The organism is Massilia haematophila, from assembly GCF_042647645.1.
GTDB classification, from domain to species: domain Bacteria; phylum Pseudomonadota; class Gammaproteobacteria; order Burkholderiales; family Burkholderiaceae_D; genus Telluria; species Telluria haematophila.
Genome location: NZ_JBHRVV010000001.1, coordinates 2,964,851 through 2,986,449 on the forward strand (window position 1 = coordinate 2,964,851; position 21,599 = coordinate 2,986,449).

General features: G+C 65.3%; 23 protein-coding genes. 8 read left to right on the forward strand and 15 right to left on the reverse strand.

Annotation, left to right across the window (positions count from 1 at the left end):
* Nucleotides 1-9: 9 nt before the first annotated feature.
* From ACFOPH_RS13205 to flgB, 8 genes are all read right to left on the reverse strand, one after another.
* Nucleotides 10-1,122 (reverse strand): flagellar basal body P-ring protein FlgI, encoded by a 1,113-nt coding sequence (locus tag ACFOPH_RS13205; protein ID WP_312550733.1) that lies wholly within the window; start codon nt 1,120-1,122, stop codon nt 10-12.
* A gap of 16 nt (nt 1,123-1,138) precedes the next feature.
* A complete protein-coding gene (locus ACFOPH_RS13210) occupies nt 1,139-1,786 on the reverse strand; it encodes a flagellar basal body L-ring protein FlgH (RefSeq protein ID WP_312550734.1) in 648 nt (215 codons plus the stop codon).
* A gap of 17 nt (nt 1,787-1,803) precedes the next feature.
* Nucleotides 1,804-2,586, reverse strand: a complete 783-nt coding sequence (gene flgG / locus ACFOPH_RS13215) for a flagellar basal-body rod protein FlgG (RefSeq protein ID WP_312550735.1) — start codon at nt 2,584-2,586, stop codon at nt 1,804-1,806.
* Nucleotides 2,587-2,659: 73 nt separating this feature from the next.
* A complete protein-coding gene (gene flgF, locus ACFOPH_RS13220) occupies nt 2,660-3,400 on the reverse strand; it encodes a flagellar basal-body rod protein FlgF (protein WP_312550736.1) in 741 nt (246 codons plus the stop codon).
* Nucleotides 3,401-3,563: 163 nt separating this feature from the next.
* Nucleotides 3,564-5,099 carry a flagellar hook protein FlgE gene (locus ACFOPH_RS13225; RefSeq protein ID WP_379735712.1) on the reverse strand — a complete coding sequence of 512 codons (1,536 nt, stop codon included), beginning with the start codon at nt 5,097-5,099 and terminating at the stop codon, nt 3,564-3,566.
* A 35-nt stretch (nt 5,100-5,134) separates the two neighbouring features.
* A complete protein-coding gene (locus tag ACFOPH_RS13230; protein WP_312548600.1) occupies nt 5,135-5,827 on the reverse strand; it encodes a flagellar hook assembly protein FlgD in 693 nt (230 codons plus the stop codon).
* Between the two features lie 18 nt (nt 5,828-5,845).
* Nucleotides 5,846-6,247 carry a flagellar basal body rod protein FlgC gene (gene flgC / locus ACFOPH_RS13235; RefSeq protein WP_312548599.1) on the reverse strand — a complete coding sequence of 134 codons (402 nt, stop codon included), beginning with the start codon at nt 6,245-6,247 and terminating at the stop codon, nt 5,846-5,848.
* Between the two features lie 20 nt (nt 6,248-6,267).
* Nucleotides 6,268-6,687, reverse strand: a complete 420-nt coding sequence (gene flgB / locus ACFOPH_RS13240; protein WP_312548598.1) for a flagellar basal body rod protein FlgB — start codon at nt 6,685-6,687, stop codon at nt 6,268-6,270.
* 159 nt (nt 6,688-6,846) lie between these two features.
* Here flgB and flgA point away from each other — a divergent pair, with 159 nt between their 5' ends.
* The 6 genes from flgA (at nt 6,847) to ACFOPH_RS13270 (ending at nt 11,960) form a co-directional block, all read left to right on the forward strand.
* Entirely contained in the window at nt 6,847-7,542 is a 696-nt protein-coding gene (gene flgA / locus ACFOPH_RS13245) for a flagellar basal body P-ring formation chaperone FlgA (protein ID WP_312548597.1), read from the forward strand.
* A 103-nt stretch (nt 7,543-7,645) separates the two neighbouring features.
* Complete coding sequence (gene flgM / locus ACFOPH_RS13250) at nt 7,646-7,954, forward strand: flagellar biosynthesis anti-sigma factor FlgM (protein WP_312548595.1); 309 nt, start codon at nt 7,646-7,648, stop codon at nt 7,952-7,954.
* A 6-nt stretch (nt 7,955-7,960) separates the two neighbouring features.
* A complete protein-coding gene (locus tag ACFOPH_RS13255) occupies nt 7,961-8,428 on the forward strand; it encodes a flagella synthesis protein FlgN (RefSeq protein ID WP_312548593.1) in 468 nt (155 codons plus the stop codon).
* A 351-nt stretch (nt 8,429-8,779) separates the two neighbouring features.
* On the forward strand, nt 8,780-9,871 hold the full coding sequence (locus ACFOPH_RS13260) for a catalase family protein (protein WP_312548592.1): 1,092 nt from the start codon (nt 8,780-8,782) through the stop codon (nt 9,869-9,871).
* A gap of 12 nt (nt 9,872-9,883) precedes the next feature.
* Nucleotides 9,884-10,582 (forward strand): hypothetical protein, encoded by a 699-nt coding sequence (locus ACFOPH_RS13265; protein WP_312548591.1) that lies wholly within the window; start codon nt 9,884-9,886, stop codon nt 10,580-10,582.
* A gap of 1 nt (nt 10,583) precedes the next feature.
* Nucleotides 10,584-11,960, forward strand: a complete 1,377-nt coding sequence (locus tag ACFOPH_RS13270) for a Dyp-type peroxidase (RefSeq protein WP_312548590.1) — start codon at nt 10,584-10,586, stop codon at nt 11,958-11,960.
* Nucleotides 11,961-12,208: 248 nt separating this feature from the next.
* On the opposite strand, the gene ACFOPH_RS13275 is transcribed toward ACFOPH_RS13270, so the two are convergent.
* Complete coding sequence (locus ACFOPH_RS13275; protein ID WP_312548589.1) at nt 12,209-13,570, reverse strand: YihY/virulence factor BrkB family protein; 1,362 nt, start codon at nt 13,568-13,570, stop codon at nt 12,209-12,211.
* Nucleotides 13,571-13,902: 332 nt separating this feature from the next.
* Between ACFOPH_RS13275 and ACFOPH_RS13280 the strand changes: the two genes are divergently transcribed.
* Together ACFOPH_RS13280 and ACFOPH_RS13285 are read left to right on the forward strand one after the other, a co-directional pair.
* Nucleotides 13,903-14,952 (forward strand): M35 family metallo-endopeptidase, encoded by a 1,050-nt coding sequence (locus ACFOPH_RS13280; protein WP_312548587.1) that lies wholly within the window; start codon nt 13,903-13,905, stop codon nt 14,950-14,952.
* A gap of 230 nt (nt 14,953-15,182) precedes the next feature.
* Nucleotides 15,183-16,289: a M35 family metallo-endopeptidase gene (locus tag ACFOPH_RS13285; protein ID WP_312548585.1), complete on the forward strand. Its 1,107-nt coding sequence runs from the start codon at nt 15,183-15,185 to the stop codon at nt 16,287-16,289.
* Between the two features lie 16 nt (nt 16,290-16,305).
* On the opposite strand, the gene ACFOPH_RS13290 is transcribed toward ACFOPH_RS13285, so the two are convergent.
* The 6 genes from ACFOPH_RS13290 to flhF form a co-directional block, all read right to left on the reverse strand.
* Nucleotides 16,306-16,809, reverse strand: coding sequence for a hypothetical protein (locus tag ACFOPH_RS13290; protein WP_312548583.1), 504 nt, complete (start codon nt 16,807-16,809; stop codon nt 16,306-16,308).
* 219 nt (nt 16,810-17,028) lie between these two features.
* The gene (gene motD, locus ACFOPH_RS13295) at nt 17,029-17,763 is read right to left on the reverse strand and encodes a flagellar motor protein MotD (RefSeq protein WP_379735718.1); all 735 of its coding nucleotides are present in this window, start codon (nt 17,761-17,763) and stop codon (nt 17,029-17,031) included.
* A 1-nt stretch (nt 17,764) separates the two neighbouring features.
* Entirely contained in the window at nt 17,765-18,508 is a 744-nt protein-coding gene (locus ACFOPH_RS13300) for a flagellar motor protein (RefSeq protein WP_379735720.1), read from the reverse strand.
* Nucleotides 18,490-19,218 (reverse strand): RNA polymerase sigma factor FliA, encoded by a 729-nt coding sequence (locus tag ACFOPH_RS13305; RefSeq protein WP_312548578.1) that lies wholly within the window; start codon nt 19,216-19,218, stop codon nt 18,490-18,492. The genes ACFOPH_RS13300 and ACFOPH_RS13305 overlap by 19 nt, the downstream gene beginning before the upstream one ends.
* A gap of 15 nt (nt 19,219-19,233) precedes the next feature.
* Entirely contained in the window at nt 19,234-20,094 is an 861-nt protein-coding gene (locus ACFOPH_RS13310) for a MinD/ParA family ATP-binding protein (protein ID WP_379735723.1), read from the reverse strand.
* Nucleotides 20,087-21,502: a flagellar biosynthesis protein FlhF gene (flhF, locus tag ACFOPH_RS13315; RefSeq protein WP_312548576.1), complete on the reverse strand. Its 1,416-nt coding sequence runs from the start codon at nt 21,500-21,502 to the stop codon at nt 20,087-20,089. The genes ACFOPH_RS13310 and flhF overlap by 8 nt, the downstream gene beginning before the upstream one ends.
* Nucleotides 21,503-21,599 lie beyond the last annotated feature (97 nt).

The window sequence follows — 21,599 nt, forward strand, 5'->3', positions numbered from 1 at the left end:
GCGGCGTCCTTAGATGATCTCGAGTTCGGCGCGCAGCGAACCGGCGGCCTTCAGCGCCTGCAGGATGGCCAGCAGGTCTTGCGGGGTCGCACCGATCGAATTCATGGCCTTGACCACTTCCGCCAGCGAGGCGCCGCCCTTCACCAGCAGCACCTTGCCCGGGTCCTTCTTGACCTCCACGGTCGGGGTGGTCGTGACCACGGTCTGGCCGCGCGAGCCCGGGGCCGGCTGGCTGACGTTCTGGTCGGCGCCGATCGTCACCGACAGGTTGCCGTGCGAGATGGCGCAGGTATCGAGGGTGACGGCCTGGTTCATCACCACCGAGCCGGTGCGCGCGTTCAGGATCACCTTGGCGGCGGCCGCGGCCGGCTTGACGTCGATGTTTTCCAGCAGGCCGATGAAGCTCACGCGCGCATCCGACGAGGCCGGGGTACGCACGCGGATCACGCGCCCGTCGAGGGCGGTGGCGGTGCCGGCGCCGAACTGGTCGTTCACGGCGGTTACCACGCGGCTGGCGGTAGCGAAGTCGGTGTCGTTCAGTTCCAGGCGGATCTGGTTGTTCTCGCCCAGGTTCGACGGCACCGCGCGCTCGACGGTGGCGCCGGCCGAGATCTTGCCGACCGACAGATGGTTGACCTGCACCTGGGCGCCACCGGCGGAGGCGCCCACGCCACCCACCAGCACGTTACCCTGCGCCATGGCGTAGACCTGGCCGTCCGCGCCGTGTAGCGGCGTCATCAGGAGGGTGCCGCCGCGCAGGCTCTTCGCGTTGCCGATCGAGGACACGGTGATGTCGATGGTCTGGCCCGGCTGGGCAAAGGCCGGCAGCGAGGTCGTGACCATCACGGCCGCGACGTTTTTCAGTTGCAGCTGGCCGGTCGGCGGCAGGTTCACGCCCTTCTGCTGCAGCATGGCGATGATCGACTGCACGGTGAACGGGGTCTGGCTGGTCTGGTCGCCGGTGCCGTCCAGGCCCACCACCAGGCCGTAGCCCGACAACTGGTTCTGGCGCACGCCGGCGATGCTGGCCATGTCCTTCAGGCGCTCGGCCTGGGCCATCGGTGCGGCGATCGTGCTTGCGAGAGCGGCGCACAGCGCCAGCAGCGGAAAGGTAAAACGCATCATCACTCCGGAAAAATCAGAACGGCAGCAGCGACTGGAAGAAGCGCGACATCATCGAATTCACCTCGGCGCGGTCGATGCGGCTGTTGGTGCGGTACTCGACGCGCGCGTCGGCCACCACGGTCGACGAGACGACGTTGCCCGTCTGGATGGTGTCGGGGCTGACGAGCCCCGAGAAGCGGATGAACTCGATGCCCTTGTTCATCGCGACCTGCTTCTCGCCGGCGACGATCAAATTGCCGTTGGCAAGCACCTCGGTGACGGTCACGCCGATGGTGCCGGTGAAGGCATTGCTGGCGCTCTGGTTGTCGCCGTCGGCGAACTTGATGCCGCCTTCGGTGCCGACGCTCGCGCCCAGCCTCGACTGCAGCGGGCCCGGCAGGCCAAACGTGGCGCTGCCCGTCTTGTTGCCCGAGCTGGCGCCGCTCTTGTTGGCCGAGGTCTTCTCGACGATGTTGATGGTCAGCAGGTCGCCCACCTGGCGCGCGCGGCGGTCTTCGAACATTGGGCGGTAGCGCGCGGCGTTATAGATGGCGCCATCGGTCGGCGGCGCGACCTCGGCCAGCGCCGGACGCGCGCTGCGCGTTTCCTGCACGATCGAGCTCGGGGTGGTGGCGCAGCCGGTGAGGACCAGGGCGGCCGCGATGAATGCGAGTTTCTTCATGATGTAAACGTGAACGATTACAGCTGGGCCAGCTTCTGCAGCATCTGGTCGGAGGTCGTGATCGCCTTCGAATTGATCTCGTAGGCGCGCTGGGTCTGGATCATGTTGACCATCTCCTCGACCACGTTGACGTTCGAGGTCTCGACGTAGCCCTGCATCAGCACGCCGGCGCCGTTGGTGCCCGGGGTGTTCGCGTTCGGGTTGCCCGAGGCGGTGGTTTCCATGTACAGGTTCTCGCCCTTCGATTCCAGGCCGGCCGGATTCACGAAGGTCATCAATTGCAGGTTGCCGATCTGGGTGGTGGCGGTGGTGCCGGCCGTTTTCACCGACACGGTGCCGTCGCGGCCGACGGTGATCGTCTCGGCGTTGGCCGGAATCGTGATCGGCGGCTGCACCGGATAGCCGCTGGAGGTGACCAGGGTGCCGTTGGAATCGACCTGGAAGGAACCGTCGCGGGTGTACGCCTGGGTGCCGTCGGGCAGCAGCACGGGGAAGAAGCCGGTGCCGTTGATCATCACGTCCTTCGAGTTGCCCGTTTCCTGCGGGTTACCCTGGGTGAAGATGCGCTCGGTCGAGACGGCGCGCACGCCGGTGCCCAGCTGCAGGCCGGACGGCAGGTTGGTTTGCTGCGACGATTGGGCGCCGGGCTGGCGCACGGTCTGGTACAGCAGGTCCTCGAACACCGCACGCGAACGCTTGAAGCCGTTGGTGCTGACGTTGGCGAGGTTGTTGGTGATGACGTCGAGGTTGGTCTGCTGCGCCTCGAGGCCGGTCTTGGCGATGAACAGCGAACGAATCATGGGTTTCTCCTTTTGGCGGCGGGATCGGCAGGTGCCGGCCGCCATGCATAATAGAATTATGCTGGAGAAACACTTAGTTCAAAGCGAGGATCTGGCTGGCTTTCGCGGCGTTATTCTCGGCGTTCTTCATCAGGCTCATTTGCGTTTCGAAGCTGCGCGCCAGCCCGATCATGGTCACCATCGCGTCCACCGCGTTGACGTTGCTGCCCTCCAGGGCGCCGCCGGCGACGCGGACCGCCGGATCCACTTGGGCGTTGCCGCCATCCTTCAGGCGGAACAGGCCGTCGTCGCCGCGCACCAGGTCCTGGGTCGGCGGATTGACCAGCTTCAGGCGGCCGAGGATGACCGGCGCGGCCGGACGCTCGGCGTTCGAGACCGTGGAAATCGTGCCGTCGCCGCCGATGGTGACCGTAACGTCCGGCGGGATCGTGATCGGACCGCCCTCGCCCATGATGGTCTGGCCGCCGGTCGTGGTCAGCACGCCGTTCGGGCTCATCTGCAGGGCGCCATTGCGGGTATAGCTTTCGGTGCCGTCCGGGTTCTGGACCGCGATCCAGCCCGGGCCCTTGACCGCGACGTCGAGGTCGCGCCCGGTGATCTGCAGCGGGCCGGACGAAAAATCGGCGCCGACCGTGTTGTTGACCACGAAAGCACGGGTCGGCAGGCCTTCGCTTTGCACCGGCACGGCGCGGAAGGTGTCGAGCTGGGCACGGAAACCCGTCGTGTTCAGGTTCGCCAGGTTGTTCGAGGTCGTCGCCTGCTGTTCCAGGATGTGCTTGGTGCCGGAGGCGGCGGTGTAGATCAAGCGGTCCATGATTGTTTCCTTCGTTGTACGTGCCGGGTAATGCGTTTCGATGTGCTGCTGTTCCACCGCGTGGGTACAAGTACCCACCCTACCAAACCGTTTTTCGTAGGGTGGGTACTCGTACCCACGCGGCCTCACCGCTTGAACAAACGCGGCGCCGAACCAATCACGCTTAGCGCATGTTCACCAACGTCTGCAACACCGAATCCTGCGTCTTGATGGTCTGCGCATTCGCCTGGTACACGCGCTGCGCGGTGATCATGTTGACCAGCTCGGCGGTCAGGTCGACGTTCGAGGTCTCGACCGCCGACGACTGCAGCACGCCGAAGCTGCCCGAGTCCGGCACGCCGACCAGCGGCGTGCCCGAGTCGGCCGATTCGGCCCAGGCGTTGTTGCCGAGCGGCTCGAGGCCGTTGGGGTTGGTGAAGTTGGCCAGCACCACCTGGCCCAGCGGCTTGCTCTGGCCGTTGCTGTACTGGCCGAGGATGATGCCCTCTTCACCGATCGAGAAACGCTGCAGGTTGCCGGCGGTGTAGCCGTCCTGGACCAGCTTCTTGTCGCTGGTCGAGGTGCCGTACTGGGTGGTGCCGGTGTAGGCGATTTCCATCGTCTGGGTCTGGGCCGAGCCGGTCGACGGGAAGATCGGCAGGTCGATGTTGAACTTGCCGCCGTTCGGGGTGGTCACCGCGTTCAGGGCGCCGTTCTCGTCGAAGCGCAGGGTGCCGATCGGCACCGCCGGGACCTTGACCGCGGCCGCGATGGCCTTGTCGACCTGGTCCGGCGAGGCGCCGGCGATGCGCGCCGCGTCCGCGCCGGCGGCGACGATCGCGGCCTGGCCGGCAGCGTCGGCGCCGGCCGTGCCGGCCGCCGCCGACACCATGCGCGACGCTTCGGTGGCGTAGTTCGCCAGCGCGGCGGCAACCGTCGCCGCCACCGGCGGGATCGCCTTGGTCGCCGCGTCCCAGGCGGCGCGCGCCGCGTTCACGGCGGCGAAGTCGGCGGTGTCGCCCTGCGCGGCCTGCGCCACTTTCAGGTTGGTGATCTCGGTGCCGTCGTTGGCCGCGTAGACGTCCCAGGTGCCCGAGCCGTTCTTCACGTAGAAGGTCGACAGCACGTGCGGATTGCCCAGCGTGTCGTAGACGTCGATCGGGGTCTGCTTGTTGTAGGTGTTGGGGTCGCCCGCGTCGAAGGGATTCACGGCCGGCGCCGCGGCGCGCGAGTCGAGGTTCATCTCGATGCCGACCTTGGCGGTCGAGACCGGCTTCAGGTTGGCGGTGTCGATCCGCAGCGGGATCGGGGCGCCGGCCAGCACCTGGCCGGTGACGCCCACGCCGTAGCCGGTCAGCTTCGAACCGGCCGCGTTGACCATGTAGCCTTCCTTGTCCAGCGAGAATTGGCCGTTGCGGGTGTACTGCACCATGCCCGAGGACACGGTACGGAAGAAGCCCTGGCCGTTGATCGCGATGTCGAGCGAGTTGTTCGAGGATTCGATATTGCCTTGGGTGAACTGCTGGGCGATCTGCGACACCTTGGTGCCGATACCGGCCGTCATGCCGCCGGCGCCGTTCAGCGAGCTGGCATACACGTCGGCGAACTGCGCCTGCGCGCCCTTGAAGCCGACCGTGCTGGCGTTGGCGATGTTGTTACCGATGACGTCCAGCGATTTCGCAGCACCATTCAAGCCGCTCAGACCTTGTTGAAAAGACATGTGGTTCTCCTGAAAGAATTGGGGTAGCGGCTTATTTAAAGCACTTGTTTGATGTCGGCGAGGGTCACGGCCCCCTTGCCCGCGAGGTTCAACTTGACCCCGTCCTTGGAATTGGTGCTGACACTGGCCACGCTGTCGAGCGTGAGGCCCTTGACGTCGGTCAGCGGCTGGCCGCCGCGGGTGGCGACGATGCGGAAGGTGTAGCCGCCGTCGGCGAGGGTGGCGGCGTCGACCGCGTCCGAGCTGCCGTCCCAGGCCAGCGGGGTGGCGCCGGCTTCCATCGCGCCCATCTCGATCGTGGCCACGTCCTTGCCGGTCTTCGGATCGGTCACGATCACCTGCACGTTGTCGGCCGCGGTCGCCAGGTCGATGCCGAACACCGACTGGCCTTTCACCAGCGTCAGGTTGCTGCCTTCGACCAGCACGCCATGGCCGATCAGGTTGGTCGCCGCCAGCGCCTCGCTCGACTGGTAGCTCGACTTCAGCGTCTCCAGCGTCTCGTTCAGCTTGTTCACGCCGGTCACGGTCTGGAGCTGGGCCAGCTGGCTGGTCACCTGGGCGTTGTCGAGCGGGTTCAGCGGGTCCTGGTTCTTCAGCTGGGTCACGAGCAGGGTCATGAACTTGTCGGTATCGGCCTGGACGCCGTCCTTCTCGGTCTTCTTGGCGTTCATGGTCGCCATCAGGTCGTTGATCGAGGTGCCGGCGGCGGCGCTGTTTACGGTGGACATATCGGTGGCTCGTTAGGATTATTGACCCAGGGTCAGGGTTTTCAGCAGCATGCTTTTCGCCGCGTTCATGGTTTCGACGTTGTTCTGGTACGAGCGCGAGGCCGACAGCATGTTCACCATCTCGTCCACCGCGTTCACGTTCGGCATCGAGACATAGCCCTTCTCGTCGGCCATCGGGTGCTTGGGATCGTAGACCTGCTTCAGGGGCGACGGATCTTCGACCACTTCGCGCACCTTGACGCCGGTGCCGCCGGTGGCCATCGGCACCGCCTCGAACACGACCTGCTTGGCGCGGTAGGCTTCGCCGGTGCTCGAGGTGGCGCTGTCGGCGTTGGCGAGGTTGCTGGCGACCGTGTTCAGGCGCTGGGCCTGGGCGCTCATGGCCGAGCCGGAGACATTGAAGATATTAAAGAGCGACATGATGGCTGACCTCTGAAGGCTTATTGACCGTTCTGGATCGCCGCCAGCAGGCCGCGGATCTGGTGGTTGATCATGGTGATGCCGGCTTCGTAACGCAGCGCGTTGTCGGCGAACTGGTTGCGCTCGACGTCCATGTCGACCGTGTTGCCGTCGACCGCGCCCTGCACCACGCCGCGGTAGAGCACCGGGGTGCCGTCCGGCAGCGCCTTGCCGTCGGCGGCCGGCTGCTGGTGGCGCGCATTGGTGGCGGCCAGCGGATTGCCGGGGTTCGCCGCGCGCGACAAGGCGCCCTGCATGGCGCTGGCGAAGTCGATGTCGCGCGCCTTGAAGTTCGGGGTGTCGGCGTTGGCGATGTTGGACGCCAACAGTTCCTGGCGCTGCGACCGCAGGGACAGCGCCGTTTCGTTGAAGCGTAAGTAGTTGTCGAGTTTGCCGATCATGCCGCCTCCGGACAGATTTCTGGTTGGGACAGCGTGAATCATACGTTTGGGCAACACAACCCAATCGAACGATAAGGCGCCCCAAACCCCGGCTATTCAAAGTTTCACTGCGGCATCAAGACGCCTAAGATGGCAGGCATCGAAAAGCATTCTTTTGCCATGTTCAAGAATTTGAGATTGTTCACCCTCCTGCTGCTGGCCGCGCCGCTGGCGCTGGCACAGACGCCAGGCGCGCGCCAGGACGGCGCCGCGCTGCGCAAGGTGGCGGAACACTATCTGCAGACGCAAAGCGCCGGCCTGCCCGGCAAGGTGACAGTGAAGATCGGCGCGGTCGACCCGCGCCTGTCGCTGCCGGCCTGCCCGGCGCCGGAAGCCTTCCAGCAGCCGGGCGCCCGGCCCTGGGGCAAGACCACGGTCGGCGTGCGCTGCACGGCCCCGAGCTGGAGCATGTTCCTGCAGGCCCAGGTGACGGTGATCGCCGACTACGTGACCGCCGCCGTGCCGCTGGCCCAGGGCCAGGCCATCGAGGCCGGCCAGCTGACCACGATGCAGGGAGATATTGCCGCCATGCCGAACGGGATCGTCACCGAGATGGCGCAGGCGATCGGCCGCACGCCCATCGTTTCGCTGCCGGCCGGCGCCCCGCTGCGCCTCGATTCGCTCAAGAGCAAACCGGTGGTGCAGCAGAACCAGGCGGTGCGTATCGTTTCTCGTGGGGAAAACTTCTCGGTCTCGGGCGAAGGCAAGGCGATTGGCAATGCCGGCGAGGGCCAGGTGGTGCAGGTACGCACCCCGCGCGGGGCGATCATCAGCGGCACGGCGCGGATGGGGGGCATCGTCGAAGTGGCATTGTAAAAAAACTTCTTTGTTTGCGGATCCGCGCTAAAGTTTGGGCCTGTACGGCCGTTACACAGTGCAGATCCCGGAGTTCCTGCTCCGAACAGAGAAGGATGATGCTGTGAAAATCAACGATACCCTCAAAGGCCCGCAAGGCCTGCAACAACAGAATCAGACCACGGCAGCCAACGCGAAGCAGGCGGAAAAGGCTGCCGCCACCGCCGCCCCGGCCCAGACCGACAGCGTACGCCTGTCGTCGCAAGCCCAGGCAACGAGCGGTACCGGCAAGGCGAACGAAGTGTTCGATGCCAAGAAAGTTGAACGTATCAAGATGGCAATTGCCGATGGGCAGTTCCAAGTCAATTCCGAAAGGATCGCGGACGGCTTGCTCGATACCGTGCGCGACCTGCTCCACTCACGCAACCGATAAAGCGATATGACCAGTCCGAACGCCACCCTCCCCGCCGAACGCCAGCGCATCGACGCACTGGTGGAACTGATGAAGCAGGAACAGCAACTGCTGGTGGCGGCGGATGCGGACGGACTGGCAGAAGTGACGCCACGCAAGGTCGCGCTGGTGCAGGAACTGGCGCAACTCTCGCGCCAGCGCCACGCGACCCTGGGCGGCGCGGGTTTTCCCGCGGCGGAAGCGGGCATGGCCCCCTGGCTGGCGGCGCACGGCGACGAGGCTGTGCGCTCATCCTGGTCCGAACTGCTGGCACGCACGGCGGAGGCCAAGGAACTGAACCGGGTGAATGGCATGCTGATCAATCGCCAGATGGCGCATAACCAGACCGTGCTGCAGGCGCTGCGTACGCCGACCGGCGGCGCGGAATCGACCTTGTATGGGGCCAACGGGCAGACCTTTGGCGCCGGGGCGTCGCGGCGGTTCGTGCTGGGCTGAGGTTTACTTTCTTCTCTTTTGATGACGGCCGCATGCGGCCGTTGTTGTTTCCGGGTGCGCTCAAGACCTGGCCAGCTGGCGTCGCTCGATTGCGCCGCCTCGCGCCGAAAGCTGACCCATCTGGACCGTTCTAAACCGGCAACGCTGCAGATACGAGAGCGTGCAGTTCGGCCTGACAGGCGCCGCTTGGCTTGCCCGCATCGCACAAGCTCCGATGCGTTGGTGGTCCGGGCACGCCCCGGATGGCCGCAGCGTCAAGCCGCACGCTAGAGCGTGCTCTCGGTTGCGGTGCAACAAATTATCTCCTAACATACCCATCAATGATGCATTTAAAGCAAATTTTTGGAGGGTATGATCTTGCTTCCCCTTCCCTACACCCCGGATGTCGAAACGGTCGCTGAAGACGAAGCGCGCCTGACCGAAGAGATCGTCGAACGGATGGCGGCTACCAACCGCTGCGCCTTCGAGCGCCACCGCCACGGGATCCGCGACGCCCATGCGAAGTCGAACGGCCTGCTGGTGGGCGAGCTCGAGGTCCATGCGGATTTGCCGCCCGAGCTGCGCCAGGGGATCTTTGCCGAGGCGCGCACTTACCAGGTGGTCGCGCGCCTGTCCTCGGCGCCCGGCGACATCCACTCCGACAAGATTCCCGCCCCGCGCGGCTTTGCGCTCAAGGTGATGGGCGTAGACGGCGAACGCCTGTCGCCCGACATTGCCGGCGCCAACCAGGACTTCCTGATGGTGAACTTCCCGGTGCTCGCTTTCGGCACCATCCCGAAGTACAAGCAGATGCTGGCGCTGCTCGAAGCGAACGCGCATGCGCCGGACACCTTCCAGCGCCTGGTCGCCGGCACCGCGCGCGGCGCGAAGGAACTGGTGCAGGCACTGGGCCTGGAGCCGGGTGCCACCCTCGAAGGCCTGGCGCGCGACAACCACCATCCGCTCGGCGAGACCTACCACACGCAGGCGGCAATCCGCTTCGGCGACTACATCGCCAAGCTTGCGCTCGCGCCGAAGTCCGCGGAGGTACGCGCGCTGGCCGGCCAGCCGCTGCGCGAGGTGCACGACGCCTGCATGCGCGACGCCGTCAGCGCCTTCTTCGCCGAACAGGGCGCGGAATATGAACTGTCGGCGCAGCTGTGCGTCGACCTGGCGGCGATGCCGGTCGAGGACGCCGCCATACCGTGGAGCGAGGCGCGTTCCCCGCACCGCCCCATTGCCACGCTGCGCTTCCCTGCGCAGCCCAGCGCCACGCCCGGACGCCAGGTGTACGGCGACGACGTCCTGTCCTTCAACCCCTGGAACGGCATCGAGGCGCACCGGCCGCTGGGCGGCATCATGCGCATCCGGCGCGCGGCCTATGAGCGTTCGAGCGCATATCGCCACACGATGAACGCGCGACCGCGCACGGAGCCATCGCAGCCTTCCGACATTCCCGACTGAGGAGCCAGAACCATGACCGAGAAAACCACCGATCCGCGCCTGGACGACGAAACCTGGCTGCAGGAAGTCAGGCGCCGCATCGACGCGGTGGCGCACGACGCGCCGCATCTTGCGAAGATCGCGCTGGAAGCGATGGTGCGAAAGCACAATCCCGACCTGAAGGGCAGCGCCAGATCGGCCGGGCGCGCCGGCAAGCAATCCGGCAACGTGTCCGAGCTGACCGCCATCGCGCAGCTCAAGCCGGGCGGCGCCGACCGCCTGCGCCGCATTTTCGATCTCACCAACGGCAATATGGACGGCGCCCAGCGCGTCTCCACCTTGCACGACATGCGTTTCGTCTTCTTCGACAACGACACCCGCATCCTGTTCGCCACCACCTATGACGGCGACTGGGACAGCTACATCAACGATTTCGCGACCAAGATCCCGGAACTGATGGACCTGCTGTTTGCGAACGTGGAAGGCTGGCCCGGCATCGCCAGTCCGCAAGTGAAGGACTTCATTGCCGCGCACCAGATCGACGCCGCCGGCTGGTTCGTCGCCAATCCGCAGGTGACAGTGGTCGATACCCGCCGCTACCAGCGCATGGAAAAGGCGCTGGATGCCTTCTTCGATGCCATGGCCGCGCATCCGCCCGCGGACGAGACGACGCGCAAGGCGCTCGATACGCTCACGGCCGCGATCTCGCAGCCGGAAGGGGTGGATTACTGACATGAGCCTGCTCACCGATCTGAAGGCGCGCTTCCGGCGCGAACGGGTCACGCTGGCCCTGGACGACATCCAGGCCCTGATCCTGCGCTCGCGCCCCGAACCCTATGTCGGCATCCACGCGATGCTGCATATCGACGAGGCGGAGGGAGGACGCGACCTGGTGCGCCGCCTGGCCGCCCACATTCCCTCCGCAGCTGGCTGGACCGACGACCGCGAAGCCTGGATTGGCGCAGCTCTCAGTTTCCAGGGCCTGAAGGCGCTGGGCCTGCCGGAATCCTCGCTGAAGAGTTTTCCCCTGCCCTTCCAGCAAGGCATGGCGGCACGCGCCGAACAACTGCGCGACATCGGCGGCAATGCGCCCGAACACTGGGACGAGGCCTTTCGCCCCGGCGCCTGCCACCTCGCGCTGACGATCTATGCGCGCGACGAGGCCGCGCTCGACGTCGCGCGCGCCAAGGCCATGGGCGAACTGGCGCGCTCGCACGGCGTGACCCTGGTCGGCACCCATGCCTTCGGCGCCGATGCCGACGCCAAGAACCCCTTCGGCTTCCGCGATTCGATTTCGCAGCCGGCAGTCGCCGGCAGCGGCGTCGATCCGGTGCCGGGCCAGGAGCGTGCGATCGCGGCCGGCGAATTCATCCTCGGCGAAGACAGCGAGAGCGGGGCGCCGGTGGCGATGCCCGATCCGCCTGAATTGGGGCGCAACGGCTCCTTCGTGGTGCTGCGCAAGTACGCCAGCCAGGTCGGCGCCTTCAATGATTTCGTGCGCAGCCATGCCTCCGGCGAGCAGGAGGAAGAGCTGCTGGCCGCCAAGCTGGTCGGGCGCTGGCGCAGCGGCGCGCCGCTGATCCTCGCGCCCGAGCATGACGATCCGGACCTGGGCGCCGACCCGACTCGCAACAACGATTTCGATTTTTCGAAGGACCCACGCGGCTTCGTATGCCCGCATGCGTCCCACATGCGGCGCCTGAACCCGCGCGACAGCAAGCTGACGATCCTGACCGACGTGAACATCCACCGCATCATTCGACGCTCCTCGACCTTCGGCCCCAAATGGCGCCGCGACGTGACGGCGGCCGACGATGTGCATGGCGACCGCGGCATCTTCTTCATCTTCATCAGCGCGCGCGCTTACGACACCATCGAGTTTCTCCAGCAGGAGTGGATCAACCGCGGCAACTTCATCGACCTTGGTGCCGAGCGCGACGCCGTCGTCGGCCTGCACGAGACGCCCGGCAGCTTCACGCTGCCGCAGCCGCCGGTGAGACGCCGACTGGACGGCGTCGCCACCTTCAATCGCCTGAGGGGCGGCGAATACCTGTTCATGCCGTCGCTGAGCGCCCTGCGCTGGATCGGCGAGGCCGGCTGGACAGGCTAGCGGTCCGATGGAGCTGGAGATGGCAAGAGCCAACAACATCCAGCTTCCGTGACATCGAACGAGATATTCGAGCAGGTCAGGCGTTGATACTTGCCTTTCAATGCGATGCACTCAGCGGCTCCGATTGGGCGTCGCGGCGGTTCGTGCTGGGTTGAGGCTTACTTTCTTATCTTTCAACAATGGCCGCTGACGCGGCCGTTGCTGTTTCTGTTTCCGGGGCCAACTCCACCCATCCCGTGAGCAGGTGACTAAGAGCGACCGGCGCCACCGTTCCGTCCTTTGCTGTTTGCGTACACCCACGTGTATTCAGCGCCAAACAGGAAAATCTGCGCAGAATAATAAAACCACGCGACAAGAATCACAAAAGAGCCGGCTGCGCCAAAGCCCGAGGCCACGCTCGATTTCGCAAGGTACAAGCCGATCAAGGATTTGCCTACGTTGAAGAGCAAGGCTGTTACCGCGGCCCCCATCCACACATCGTGCCAGGATATCTTCGCGGTCGGCATGATCTTGTAGATCATCGCAAACAGCACTGTGAAGAGGGCAAACGACGCAGCGAAATTCAGGACACTCGCCAGCACGCTTTCCGCTGCATTTCCCCCGCCCAACCATTCGCTCGTCGCCGCGAGCGCAGCGCTGACGACAAGGGACACCATCAGCATGAAAGCGAGTCCGAGCACCAGGCCGAAGGATAAGATGCGGCTGCGCACCCACCCCCAAATGCCTGAAGGTTTTTCTTTCGCCGGCACGCGCCAGATGCGGTCCAGATCGGTTTGCAGTTCGGCGAAAATGGCCGTGGCGCCCAGCAGCAGCAGAAAACCGCCAACGATACTGGCGACGATCCCGGTGGACGGTTCACGCGCGGCTTGAAGCAAGCCCTGCACCGCCGTCGCTCCTTCCTTCCCCATGATGCCTTGAAGCTGCGCGATGATTGCGCCTTGTGCGGCGTCCTGTCCAAATACCAACCCGGCAATCGCGATGACGAGGACCAGTAGCGGCGCCAGGGAAAACAGTGTGTAGTACGACAGCGCCGCCCCCATGCTCGGGGCGTAATCATCGATCCATGCATTTCCTGCCGCCAGAATGATTTGCCACTGCCTGCCGACCCAGCTCTTCGAAGTTTGCTCGAACCTTGGGTGCGGCGGGGTGCTTGTGGCTGTATCCGTGTCCTTTGCATCGACTGTATCCGCGTCCTTTGCATCGGATGTGCGGTTCTCTGAACGCGTCACAACATATTCTTTTGCTTCCTGGACCGGGGCGGATGCGGGAACACTGGCATTCTTCACTGCCGAGGCAAGAAACGCTGCCAGAGGAACGATAAAACTACCCGCCTTCATCGTATCGCCGCTGTCGTCGCTGCGTTCCACTGCCCTGCTGAGCCTACTGGGCCTGCTCGACCGACTGGGCCAACTGAATACAGGCGTTTTTTTGCGTCTGACGAGGGCATAGCCCGCCGCTGCGATGCCCAGCACAGCGGCGCCACGCACATACGGAGAGGAAAGCACATCCGAGGCCTTCGATTTGAACACCTCGAACTGCGCATTCGCTCTCGGCTCGGCGGCAGTCACGCGGGTTTCTGCTTCATGCTTTTCTTGATCGGTAGCGCTCATATTGTCCTCATGTGGTCGGCATGCGTGCCGGGCCGCCGGGGCGTGACGGCGGCGTGACGGCGAAATGGCTGGTTTCCACCTTAAGCCTTTCATAAGGACGGGTCAGTACGGTGACTCACCGTCTGCAGATGCAAAAGCGGATTGTGCATCCGGCACATGCCATTCAGGAGACTGTTCAATTGATTGCGGTATACGAATCAAGTTTGCGACAACGCGAGCCTGGTATCGCGTGGGTTCGAGAACCCACCCTACAAACCTTGCCTTAGCGCAAGCACCATCACTCCCAACGGGCACACAGTATTCCTTGGAGTCATTTTTCGACGGAGGAATCCATGCGACGCCCTGCCCTTTACACCGCTGCCGCCCTGCTGCTGGCCTGCGCCCTGCCCGCCCATGCTCTCGGCGAGATCGCCGTTACCGTCACGCCCGACCAGCCGGCGCTCGGCAAGGGCGACGACGTCAACGTCACCGTTACCCTGACCAACACCGGCAGCACGCCCCAGCGCCTGCTGAAGTGGCGCACGCCCTTCGTGCCGGCGGAGCACGCGCTGTTCCAGATCACGCGCGACGGGCTGCCGGTGCGCTATCTCGGCCGTCACGTGAAGCGCGCGGCGCCGACCGAAGCGGATTACATCGTGCTGGCACCGGGCGAATCGCGCAGCGCCCGCGTCGAGCTGTCGAAGCTGTACGAGATGCAGGTCACGGGCGCTTATTCGGTGCGCTACCACACCAGCAATGCCGCGCCCAGCGCCAAGGCGGGGGCCGACATCGTGGTCGGCGACATCGCGTCGAATCCGGCGGCGATCTGGATCGAGGGCCGCCTGCCGCGAGGTATCGTCACGCCTAGCCTGGCCGCGCCCAGCGGCCCGGCCGGCCTGAGCTTCAGCCAGTGCTCGAACGCCCAGCAGGCCTCGATCACGAACGCCTTTGCCGCCGGCACCGCGATGGCCACCGATGGCGTGGAATACCTGACCAGCCGCAAGCAGCAGGGTCCGCGCTACGTGAACTGGTTCGGCACGCACGAGGCGGCGCGCGTGACCACGGCCACGAACAATTTCACGGCCATCAAGAACGCCTTCGAGACCAAGCCGGTGAAGGTCGACTGCGGCTGCGACGAGCCGTATTTCGCCTACGTCTACCCGGGGCAGCCCTACAACATCTATGTCTGCCGGGCCTTCTGGAGCGCGCCGCTAACCGGCACCGATTCGATGGGCGGCACCCTGCTGCACGAGATGAGCCATTTCGACGTGGTGGCCGGCACCGACGACCACGTCTACGGCCAGAGCGGCGCGGCCGAGCTGGCGCGCACCGCGCCGCAGCGGGCGATCAACAATGCCGACTCGCACGAGTATTTCGGGGAGAACACACCGCCCTTGCAGTAAAGGATGACTAGCACGGCTGAGCAGCAAAAGCCAGCGAAATATTAAAAAACCTGCACATCTATTAGTCTTGCGCAAAGAAGCTGCGCACTATTCGATGCGCATTGCTGCCGGCTCATGAAATGTTCAGTATGTAAGTGAGTTTTCGTTAGATTGAGATCAAGCTTTCTGCGAGAACTCGTCAATAACAAGGCCGTACCTTGGCCATGACAACTTACATACGGAGAGCAAACATGAGCTGGAACAGCATCCTGAAGTCGGCAGTCGGTATCGCGGCACTGGGCGTGGCCTTTGGCGCGCAGGCGGGGTCGAATGGCGTGAAGGTCTCGGTCACGCCCGAGAAAAACATGCTCGGCGCGAGCGACGACGTGGTGGTCAAGGTGACGATCACGAACACCTCGAACAGCCCGCAGTATGTGCTGAAGTCGCGCACCCCGTTCGAGGGCCTGAGCGCGCCGCTGTTCGACATCACCCGCGACGGCCAGAAAGTGATCTACACCGGCGCCCTGGTCAAGCGCGCCAAGCCGACCGCGGCCGACTACTACCTGCTCAAGCCGGGCGCCTCGCACACGGTGAAAGTGGAACTGTCGGCCCTGTACGACATGAGCGTGACGGGCGACTACGCGATCCGCTACCGCACCGCTTCGCCGGATCTGTTCCTGGGCAACAAGGGCCGTCTCGGCGGCGAGGTCAGCGCGGCCGCCGGCGGCGCCGAGATCGGCGAGCTGCAATCGGATGCCGCTGCGCTCTACATCGAGGGCCGCCTGCCGCGCGGCGCGGCCTCGCCGATTCTGGAAGCGCTCAAGCAGCAGGGCGGCACCGTGACCGCGGCCGCGACCAGCTACGCGAACTGCACCGCCTCGCAGCAGTCGACCATCGCCTCGGCGATCTCGACCGCCAAGACCATGAGCAACGGCTCGGTCACCTACATGGCCAAGACCACGATAGGGCCGCGCTACACCAAGTGGTTCGGCACCGCGACCTCGAGCCGCGTCTCGACCGTGCGCTCGCACTTCAACGCGATCAAGAGCGCGTTCGACAACCAGAACGTGGTGGTCGACTGCGGCTGCAACGACAGCGCCTACGCCTACGTGTATCCGACCCAGCCCTACCGCATCTACGTCTGCCGCGCCTTCTGGAACGCGCCGCTGACCGGCACCGATTCGAAGGGCGGCACCCTGGTGCACGAGATGAGCCACTTCAACGTCGTCGCCGGCACCGACGACCACGTGTATGGCCAGAGCGGCGCGGCCAGCCTGGCGATCAGCAATCCGTCGCTGGCCGTCGACAACGCCGACTCGCACGAATACTTCGCCGAGAACACCCCGGCGTTGAATTGATCGGCTAATTTGCCGATTATTTGCCGATGTGGATGAAGGTCAGCGGCCGCGCGGGGCTTTGCGACGGCTTGTCGAGCTGCTTCACATCGGCCAGGTAAGGGCCGTCATAGCCGATCTGGTAGCTGTGACGGCCTGCCACGAAGGCGTACGAGGGCGTGATGTCGATCGTGTTCTTCACTTCCTTGCCCGGCGCGACCGGCACGTAATCGTCCGCCGTCAGCGCCGCGCGCTTCACCATCTTGCCGGTGTAGTCGAGCGGCCGGCCGTCGAAGGCGCGCACGTCGAAGCGGCGCCCGCTCAGTTCCTTCTCTTCCGCCATCTCGCGCGGGACCCAGATGGTCTGCTTGCCGTAGTTGTACACCGTCAGGTGCACCAGCGCGCGGCCGTTCACGGATTCGACTTCGATCTTGTTTCGGACTGCCACTTGGGGGTCTCCGGGGGCGGCGCCCGCGAGTGCGGGCAGGAAGCTGGCCGCGGTCAGCGCAGTTAGGGCGGTCAGCAGGAAGGGTCGGCGTTGCATGGGTGCTCCATATGCTTGTGTGATTCCATTGTGCGGGCGGGAGCCGGAAATGCCAAGGGGCGGGGTGAGTTTGACGTTCCGTGGTAGCGAAGGGTGATCGCGTGGGGTCGAGACCCCACCCTACGCAACCTGTTACCCGTAGGGTGGGGTCTTGACCCCACCGTATAGAATGCCTGATGAAAGATTATTTCATCGGAACCAACAAACTGAAATTTTCTTTCACTCCGGCTTCGCCGCCAGGATCGTCACCGCCACCCGCCGATTACGCGCCCTGCCCGCCTCGTCCTCGTTCGATGCCACCGGCCGGTTCTCGCCATGCCCGACCGCTGTCAGGCGCGCCGGGGCAATGCCATTCTCGATGAAGAGCCGCACCACGCTGCTGGCGCGCACGGCCGAGAGTTCCCAGTTCGATGGAAACAACGGATTGGCGATCGGCACGTTGTCGGTATGCCCCTCAACCTCGATCGCATGCGGATCGTCCTTCAGCAGGCCGGCGACCACGCCCAGCGTCGCGCGCGATGCCTCGCCCAGCGCCGCCTGGCCCTGCGCGAACAGCACGCTCTCGCTGATCTCGACACTGACGCCGCGCGCGGTCTGCACCACGCGCACCTTGCCCGATTCGACCAGCGGCGCCAGCGAAGCGCCCAGGTCGCGCGCCAGGGTATTCATGCGTTCGCGGTCACGCCTGGCCGCCTCCGCCCGCTTGCGCGCGATGATGCCCGACAGCGGTAGCGGCTCGAGCGTGCTGCTGGCCTGCGGGGTCTGCGGATTGCCGCCGAAGGCGCTGCCCAGGGCGTCGGAGAGCACCTTGTACTTGCCCTCGTTGACGATGGAGATGGCGTACATCACGACGAAGAAGGCGAACAGCAGCGTGATCAGGTCGGCGTAGGAAATCAACCAGCGGTCACGGTCCTCGCCATGCGGCTGCGCATCGTCGTAGCGTTTGCGCGCCATGTCAGCGCTTCGCCAGCAGGCTGGCCACGCGCTCTTCCACCACACGGGTGTGGTTGCCGCTGGCCAGGTCGTGGAAGACCTCTGTGAGGATCTCGTACTGCACCACCTGGTCGGCGACGATGGCCTTCAGCTTGTTGCCGACCGGGAGGAAGAACAGGTTGGCCAGCCCCACGCCGTACACGGTCGACACGAACGCCACCGCGATGCCCGAACCGAGCCGCGACGGATCGGACAGGTTTTCCATCACGTGGATCAGGCCCAGCACCGCGCCCAGGATGCCGATGGTCGGCGCGTAGCCGGCCGCCGATTCCCAGATGCGCGCGGCCTGGCGCTCGGCGAATTCGAAAGCGTTGATCTCGGTTTCCAGCAGGTTGCGCAGCTTCTCGGGCTGGATGCCGTCCACCACCAGGCGCAGGCCCTTCTGGATGAACGGATCCTTGGTGCCCATGTACTGCTCGAGCGAGAGCAGGCCGTCGCGCCGCGCCGTCAGGCTCCACAACGCGATCGCGCTGGCCAGCGGCTGGCGCTGGCTGCGCGGCGGGAAGAACACCCAGCGCAGCATGCGCATGCCGCGCAGGAAGCTGCGTGCTTCGGATTGCAGCAGCACCGCGCCGAAGGTGCCGACGACGACGATGGCGAAGGCCGCCGGCTGGAACAGCGAGGCGAAGCGGCCGCCGTCGAGCGTGTGCCCGACGAACAGGCCGGCCAGCGCCAGCGCCAGGCCGATCAGGCTGGCGAAGTCCACAGTCTCTCCCGCAGCGAGGCACGCAGGCGCGCCACGGCTTGCGTGTGCAGCTGCGACACGCGCGATTCGGAGACGCCGAGGACGGCGCCGATTTCCTTCAGGTTCAGCTCTTCCTCGTAATAGAGGCCCATCAGGATCTTCTCGCGCGGCGGCAGGTTGTCGATCGCCTCGATCACGGCCGAGCGGAAGTCGGTGTCGAGCAGCGCGCGCAGCGGGTCGGCGTCGTCGACCGCGTACCGGTCGAGGAAGCTGTCGTTGCCGTCGTCCTCGTGGAAGTCCTCGTAATAGACCAGCTGGTGGCCGCCGCCTTCGAACAGCATGTCCTGGTAATCCTCGAGCGGCAGGTTGAGCGATTTTGCGACTTCCGATTCGCTCGGCGGGCGGCCCAGGCGTTGCTGCAGCGTGGTCATGGCGGTCTCCACTTTCTTCATGTTCTGGCGGGTGCTGCGCGGCATCCAGTCGTTGGCGCGCAATTCGTCGACCATCGCGCCGCGGATGCGCAGCACGGCATAGGTCTCGAACTGGGCCCCGTGGTTGTCCTCGTAGCGGTTGATGGCGTCGAGCAGGCCCATCATGCCGGCCTGGATCAGGTCGTCGACCTCGACCGAGGGCGGCAGCTTGGCCTTCATCTGGTGCGCCAGGCGCTTGACCAGCGGCTGGTGCTGGGTGAGCAAGTGATTCTTGTCCGCTTTCCCTTTGACGGTATACATGCTTGTGCTTTTTTCTTAAGAGCCGACGCGTACATTGAAACCGGCGTCAAAACCAGCGCCGCCGTGGCGCCCCACTTGGGCCATGCCCGGCAAGGCGAAGCGCCCGGCGAGCCGGCGGAACGCCACCGACGCCCCGGCCAGCGGGAAGGCGTCGACCACGGTGCGCCCGAGGCGGGCCGCGCGGTGCAGGTATTCGTCGGCCGGCACCGAGCCCATGGAACTCAAGGTTACTGCAAGGTAACGACTTGCCGCCGATGCCATATTATCGTAAACCACCTTGGCCTCAGCCTCGGTGGCCCCGGTGATCAGGATGCCGAAAGGACGGCGCCCGAACTCCTGGGCCAGGCGCTTGATCAGCGCATAGGCGTTGGTGATCGAGGTGGCGCTGTTCGAGACCTGCACCACGATTTCGGAATCGGCCAGCATCGGCACGGCGAAGCCGCCTTCGCGGTTCAGTTCGCCGTCGACGATGACGATGCCGCCCTGCCCTTTCACCATGACGTCGAAGGCCTTCGCCAGGCGGCGTTGCTCATCGCTTCCGGTACGCGGCACGACGCCGTCGCGCGCCAGCAGGGCAACCTGGAAACCCTGCGGCGCCTGCTGGACCACCTGGTTCAGCGCGCACTCCTGGCGCGCCACCTGCATCAAACTGACGTGGCGTTCCATCTCCAGGTGGCGGGCGACGCCCAACTCGCGTTGGCAGGCGTCGACGATCATCACCTCGTTGCCGGCCTGGGCCAGCGAGGCGCCCAGGTTGACCAGCATCGCGGCCTTGTCGTCGCCCGGCGTGGCCGAGAGGAACGTCACCACGCGCGGCTTCGGCCCGGCCAGCATCCGGCGCAGGCCTTCGGCCTGGTCGAAGTCGAAACTAGCCAAGGCGCACCCCGCGCAGGCTGCTGTCGCCGGCGACGTTGCCGGTATGCGCCATCACCAGCGGCAGGTCGGCGTCGTCGAACTGGTTGCCGGCGTCGCGGCGGCCGCGAAAGGCGCGGTCGACCAGCATGGCGCGGTCGGCCAGGTGCAGGTCTTCCGGCACGCGCTGGCCGTTCGAGATGTAATGCAGGTTCAGTTTCTGGCGAATCACGACGTCGAGCACGCTGCCGATCGAGGCGGCTTCGTCGAGCTTGGTCATGATGCAGCCGTGCAGGCCGCTGCCCTGGTAGGCGCGCACCACTTCGTTCAGGGTCTCGCCGGTGGCGGTCGCGTTCAGGCACAGCAGGCGCTTCACATCCGCGCCGGCGCCGGCCAGCATCGACACCTGCTCGGTGACCATCTGGTCGCGCTGCGACATGCCGATGGTGTCGATCAGCACGGTGTGCTTGTTCTTGAGCTCTTTCAATGCAATGCGCAGGTCGGCCTCGTCCTTCACCGAGTGCACCATCACGCCCAGGATCTTGCCATAGATGCGCAGCTGCTCGTGGCCGCCGATACGGTAGGCGTCGGTGGTGATCAAAGCGAGCTTCTCGGGACCGTGGCGCATCACGCAGCGCGCCGCCAGCTTGGCGGTGGTGGTGGTCTTGCCGACGCCGGTCGGGCCGACCAGGGCGAACACGCCGCCCTTGTCCAGCAGCGAGTCTTCGTCGGCCATGGTGGTCAAGTTACGGGCCAGCACGGTCTTGATCCAGCGCATCGCCTCTGCGGCATCCTTGTTGGCCGGCATCTTGTCGATCAGGTAGCGCGACAGCGACGCCGAGAAGCCGGCCGCCAGCATCTCGCGCAGCACGACGGCCTTCTGCGGCTCGCGCTGCTGGGTGCTGCCCCAGGACAGCTCGGCCAGCTGGCTTTCCATCATGCCGCGCATGGCGCGGATCTCGCTCATCATGCCGTTCATCTCGGCGGCGGCCGATTCGCGCGCCTGGGCGACCGCGGCCTGCATCATCTGGGTCATGGCGGCCATGTCGAAGGCCGGCTCCGCGGCCGGCGCAGGCGCGCGGCGCGCGCTGAAGGCGGCTTCGAATTCCGGCTCCATCTGGGCGGCGCGGCGCGGGGCGAAGACGTGCTCCGGCGCTGGGGCGGGTGCCGGCGCTGCGGCGCGGCGGTTCACGAAAGCCGGGGCTTCCGGCTCGAAGGCGTGCAGGTGGTCGAGGCGCGGCTGGGGCGCGGCCATGTCGGATTCGGCGGCCGGGGAAGCGAGCGAGGCGACGTCGTCGTTGTCGAGCGCGAGGATCTCGACCACGCCGTCGACGGGCCGGTTCGAGAGGATGACGGCGTCAGGCCCGAGCGCATCGCGCACCTTGCGCAAGGCTTCCCGGGATGTTGCCGCTGTAAATTTCTTCACATTCATCTTTTTCTCCGCACTGCTTCTGGTCTGTTCGTTGCAGGCATGGTTCGCCTGTCTACGGAAGAGATTATTGACGATGCCGTGAAGCAACCATCTACCG

Bases quoted from the DNA above. Each gene is read 5' to 3' on its own strand.
- ACFOPH_RS13205 (WP_312550733.1), bottom strand. From the start codon at position 1,122: ATGCGTTTTACCTTTCCGCTGCTGGCGCTGTGCGCCGCTCTCGCAAGC.
- ACFOPH_RS13210 (WP_312550734.1), bottom strand. From the start codon at position 1,786: ATGAAGAAACTCGCATTCATCGCGGCCGCCCTGGTCCTCACCGGCTGC.
- flgG (WP_312550735.1), bottom strand. From the start codon at position 2,586: ATGATTCGTTCGCTGTTCATCGCCAAGACCGGCCTCGAGGCGCAGCAG.
- flgF (WP_312550736.1), bottom strand. From the start codon at position 3,400: ATGGACCGCTTGATCTACACCGCCGCCTCCGGCACCAAGCACATCCTG.
- ACFOPH_RS13225 (WP_379735712.1), bottom strand. From the start codon at position 5,099: ATGTCTTTTCAACAAGGTCTGAGCGGCTTGAATGGTGCTGCGAAATCG.
- ACFOPH_RS13230 (WP_312548600.1), bottom strand. From the start codon at position 5,827: ATGTCCACCGTAAACAGCGCCGCCGCCGGCACCTCGATCAACGACCTG.
- flgC (WP_312548599.1), bottom strand. From the start codon at position 6,247: ATGTCGCTCTTTAATATCTTCAATGTCTCCGGCTCGGCCATGAGCGCC.
- flgB (WP_312548598.1), bottom strand. From the start codon at position 6,687: ATGATCGGCAAACTCGACAACTACTTACGCTTCAACGAAACGGCGCTG.
- flgA (WP_312548597.1), top strand. From the start codon at position 6,847: ATGTTCAAGAATTTGAGATTGTTCACCCTCCTGCTGCTGGCCGCGCCG.
- ACFOPH_RS13255 (WP_312548593.1), top strand. From the start codon at position 7,961: ATGACCAGTCCGAACGCCACCCTCCCCGCCGAACGCCAGCGCATCGAC.
- ACFOPH_RS13260 (WP_312548592.1), top strand. From the start codon at position 8,780: ATGATCTTGCTTCCCCTTCCCTACACCCCGGATGTCGAAACGGTCGCT.
- ACFOPH_RS13265 (WP_312548591.1), top strand. From the start codon at position 9,884: ATGACCGAGAAAACCACCGATCCGCGCCTGGACGACGAAACCTGGCTG.
- ACFOPH_RS13270 (WP_312548590.1), top strand. From the start codon at position 10,584: ATGAGCCTGCTCACCGATCTGAAGGCGCGCTTCCGGCGCGAACGGGTC.
- ACFOPH_RS13275 (WP_312548589.1), bottom strand. From the start codon at position 13,570: ATGAGCGCTACCGATCAAGAAAAGCATGAAGCAGAAACCCGCGTGACT.
- ACFOPH_RS13280 (WP_312548587.1), top strand. From the start codon at position 13,903: ATGCGACGCCCTGCCCTTTACACCGCTGCCGCCCTGCTGCTGGCCTGC.
- ACFOPH_RS13285 (WP_312548585.1), top strand. From the start codon at position 15,183: ATGAGCTGGAACAGCATCCTGAAGTCGGCAGTCGGTATCGCGGCACTG.
- ACFOPH_RS13290 (WP_312548583.1), bottom strand. From the start codon at position 16,809: ATGCAACGCCGACCCTTCCTGCTGACCGCCCTAACTGCGCTGACCGCG.
- motD (WP_379735718.1), bottom strand. From the start codon at position 17,763: ATGGCGCGCAAACGCTACGACGATGCGCAGCCGCATGGCGAGGACCGT.
- ACFOPH_RS13305 (WP_312548578.1), bottom strand. From the start codon at position 19,218: ATGTATACCGTCAAAGGGAAAGCGGACAAGAATCACTTGCTCACCCAG.
- flhF (WP_312548576.1), bottom strand. From the start codon at position 21,502: ATGAATGTGAAGAAATTTACAGCGGCAACATCCCGGGAAGCCTTGCGC.